1 protein-coding gene is annotated in these 4,611 nt (G+C 44.2%); it reads right to left on the reverse strand.

The features are described 5' to 3' along the window. Positions 1-4,259: LamG-like jellyroll fold domain-containing protein (locus ACKPQ4_RS02495; protein WP_407679633.1), on the reverse strand; the 4,259-nt coding region annotated here is incomplete at its 3' end. Between the last annotated feature and the right edge of the window lie 352 nt (positions 4,260-4,611).

The following is a 4,611-nucleotide window of genomic DNA, read 5'->3' on the forward strand; positions in this document are numbered from 1 at the left end:
GTCCATGAAGCACCTCCCTGGATCGTACCATCGCTTGAGCCCATGCTGTCGGTAACAGATTTGCCAATCGATTCATCCAGCCACCACCAATGGACTAAATGTTCTTTTAGGGGAACTTCGGGAACCCGAGATATTTTATGCAGGACCCGCAAGGTGTCCTCCGTATCGGAACTGCCTGCCCCACGGGGTAAGTCCAGAATCATTTGCTGGTAGGAGGTAAAGGTTGCGTTGAATTCAAAAACTCCGGAACCCAGAGAGACTAAACTCCCATCGACAATCTCTCCGTTGGTTAGGCTTGCATTGACCTCGGCTTCTGTGATTCCAGTAATTGCGATCTCTTCTTCAAATTTTTCGAAATTAATTCGAAAGGTAACGGTCTCTTCATCGGTGACCACGGGTGCGGATACCGTTCCGACCAATCCAATATCTCCCTCCCCCCCGTTGTAAATTAGGGAAATCTCTTCTGGCGTTAGGGCATCGTCGTACATTCGGAGGTCATCGATTTGCCCGGCAAAGTATTGGTTGCTATTGAAAGGACCTGGTCCCCCAATAAACCAGTCTCCCAATCTCGGTTCTGAGAGCTCGTTTTCCTGCAAGGCGGAGGTAGCCACCATTCGACCGTTCACAAATGTGGATAGCTGATGGGTAGTCCGGTTTACGGTCATCACAACATGGCTCCACTCTCCTTGATTCAACGAATACTCGAAGAGAGATGAGATGGGCTCATCTCCATTCTGCTCCCAGGAGCTGATCGATCTTTTACCAGTGATTGCCAAGCCTCGGTCATTTTCGATTCCCGGAGTTGCAATAATGGGGATTTGATGGCCAAGGAATAAAACTTTCTCGTGCCCGTTCGAACCATCCGACTTGATCATTCGTTCCCCGGAATCCACTTCGTCAAAGGTCAGGTTCTGATTTTTATCTAGCCAAAAAGTATTTCTGCCACTGCCTCCTGCCCGAAGATAAAAAATGCCAGGTCCAAAAGAGCCACCTGGTTCAAAGGCTAAAGATCCATGGGCGATCGTAAATCCACGGGGTTGAGTACCATAATCATAAAAGGATGTACCAAATGAAGATGCATAGGAATTGGGCGTTTCAGAAAGGCTGGATAGAAAATTGGGGCTGTAAGCTGTGCCTCCATTCTCATTTTCCAAAAGCCAGGGGCCGTCGGTTAGGTTGGTATCTGAAAAGAAAGCATAGGGGTAGGAAATTGAATTTGCATCATATCCAATGTAATCAGTATTCCATCCAGCATCGGTGGATGGATCGTTATCCACGGCTAGGGCATAAAAGCTGACCGGTTCCTCAAAGAGTTCTGACAAAAGATCACTACTTGGGTCCAGTTTAGGAATTCCTGTTTTTCTCATTTCGTGAGGCCAGGTATCGATGCGGGCATCTCCCCCCCAGTCTCTCCAGAAAAAACGGGCATGCGCGAAGTTGAATCGATTGCTTTCCGGAAGGTCAGTCGGCTTGATCCAGGCAGAAAGGGAGTAGTTCCCACGGGTAATGGCTAGGTCGTCGCTAGTTTTTTCCTGCAAAATCATGGAGATCTCACCGCTGTTCAGCATAGTCGAATAGATACGGAAGTCATCAATCCAGCCGCTAAATCCTCCACCTCCAATAACAAGGTCTGAAGGTTGCGTATTAATCTCAAAATTATCTTTATTGATAGTGGATAAAAACTTGGTTTCTTGTCTGCCATCCACAAACAAGTTCAGTGAAAATGAACTTTCTCCAATTGGGGTCATCGAAACCGCGAGGTGTCGCCATTTTCCATCAGATACCATGTAATGCTTTCCAATTTGATTGGCACCATAGATACCCAACTTCATCCATCCATCCATTCCATTTGAACTGGTTATGGACCAGTTCCAATGTTTTCCATTTTCCAAGATTCCCCACTTTACCAGATTTCCAGAAGGTGCGAGTGTTTTGACCCACATAGAAAGGGTGCGTGGGAAGTTCTCGTAAATTCCAGGATCTTTTTCCTCAGGTACTCTGAAAATTCCTCCGTTTTGTAAATCTAATGCCTGATCAAACCGGCCCATTCCAAAAGCCCCATTCCCGACCATTTGACCATGCCTTTCATTTCCTGAGTAATCCTGAGAATCTCCATCGAAGGGCCACCAAGCGTGCAACAGATTAGGTAGGGTTACATCTGCTAATTCGATCGCGCTTTGATTGCGGTCAAGCAAATCGATCTTCCCGAAATTGGAGCCGCCATCAAATCCCAGAGTTGATCCAAAGAGATTCTGGTTATTTTGAGTCTCTCCGTAAAAGAACATGGGTCGGTCACCTCCGGACTGATCCTCGAAAACAAATGTGGATTGATTTGAGTCAAAAAGTGGGACAACTGGTGCCCATTTGTCATCTAGATAAGAGGTAACAATAGAGTCATCTAACACCTTATCAAAAAGGATGAATTCAGATATTTTTCCTTTCCAGTTCCCCGTGCCGTCTGATCTCCCCCCAATCACGAAATCAAGTGTTGGTGTGGACTTGATGCTACCTGTTAAAGTTGATTGCCCAATTGTTTGGCCGTTTACGATAAACTTAAAATTATTAGCTTCCTCGAGAGATGAATACCGAATCGATAGGACACTCGGACCACCCGAAAATCCGTCGTGTGTCCAGATTGCCTCATTGGATGTAGTCATGTAACTGTTTCCACCAGTTGATGTATTTAGTGCTGGTCCCCAAATTTTGTGCCCATTTTTATCTGCCCTGTGCATATTCAAAAACCACGAAAAGTTATAGCTGTTATTGTTGGCCCACCCGGTGGTATTGGTTTTACCTAATATGCTGGAGAATTGATTCTGTGCAGTTTGGTAGAGCACTGCAAAAACATGAAATTCTTCCCAGTTGTCAAAGGGTACTCTGGAGTTCTCTAAAGCCAGGGAAGCACTGTTAAGATAAATAGTGGGTTTTGAGTTTAAACCGCTCGCACTGTAAGAAGGTGTACCAGCTCTTTTTTTGGCATGATGATCGTTTCCGCTTTTGTCTGCCCAAAACTGAATGGATTCCCCGTCTGTTGGCTCACCCAATTGTCCTTGGTCAGTCCCTTTATCCAAGCTGCTCAAGTCATAGGCATCCAACCAAACTTTGGGGGACAAAGTGAGGGGAGTCCATGCATCAACGTTTGCGGGAGGCGTGCTGTTACTTTCCCAGGATTGGTTGGATTCCTGATCAAAAGTCCACCAGCCAACAAGGTTTTTTGCTGCGGTTACTGGTTCGATATGTTGAATCCGGGCAAAGCCAGAAGAAGTAGAAAAATTATCGTCGTCCTTGGCAGTTCCAGCTGGTATGCGGATTTTAATCCGTTGAGGCTTTTTGTCGGCAGCAATGTAGAAACGGTAATGAGTTGCATTATATTCAGAAAATCCGGAAACCTGACCACCAGTGACTTCCAAGTCATTGGTGGTAAATCCGGATACAGTAGAAAGTTCACCGCTGTTTTTAACGAATGAAACAAAAACGGTAGAATTTGCCTCTGGATTAACCATTGGTGCATCAATTTTTGGGCTGGCTCCTAGATCTCCAAAACCTTCCCCAAATGCAATTACTGCATCTTCCGAACTTAATACTTCAGAGTAGTATCGAATCTCATCAATCCAGCCTTTAAAAAGGTTACTGCCGTCACTAGACCCTCCAATTCCGATATCGGCATTGTCCTTTAGAGGAGTTTCGAGAAGTTCAAGTATCCCCGCATTTTTGCCATTAAGAAAGGATCGGAGGTAGGTGCCATCATAAGTGGAGAGAAAACAATTCCATTGATTAAGTTGAAAATACACTGAGCCAGTCGAACCATACTGACTCGATAGTCCCTCGGCACGATACAGTGCTTCCAGGCTGGTACCACCGGGCTTTATTTGAAAGAGATAAGAATAATTGGTTGATTCACGCTTGCTCAGAATTTGGGAGTAATCATCGGGCAGTCCGTTTGTTTTAAACCATAGGAGAATACTGTAGGATGAGTTGACCTGAAATTTTCGGTTTCCTTCCAAAACTGCAAAACCAGTTCCTTCGCTTATATCCATTGAGAATTTTGAAAGAGCATTACCATTTTCTTCATTTCCCCATTTCCCGAGATTCATGAAGAGTGGACTACCTCCAATGACCGAGTCATTAACGATTGAACCGTTACCCTCGTCAAAAGACCATCTTGCCAAAAGACTTTCCTCCCGGACCAAACCGTAAGCCATGGAATTAGCAAAGCAAATCCCTACCAAGGTTGAACAGAGCAGTATCAAAAGGCGCATCTTTTACCAATATAGCAGATAAAGTGCCATAAAACCAAACTTACCTGCGCATGTGAGTAAGTTATCTATAGAAGGAGTAAATAAATACAGATCTGCTGTTATTGCACTATAATGAAATAAACATACACCTTAACTCACTAGGTGTGGGCTAATTGGTAAAATAATTCTTTATTGTAATCTAAATTAGCATTTGAACGCTAAAAAATACAAAAAATTAAGTATAACGAAAAAGGGTAAGATTTGTAATTCTTCAGGTCTTAGGTGATTTTTTTAAAAAACATCTTCTTCAAGATCATCTGCATACTCGTCAAATGTATCAAATGATGAACTGGGATCATCGCCTGATTGAGTG

Source organism: Candidatus Chordibacter forsetii, assembly GCF_964187505.1.
Classification (GTDB): domain Bacteria; phylum Verrucomicrobiota; class Verrucomicrobiia; order Opitutales; family Seribacteraceae; genus Chordibacter; species Chordibacter forsetii.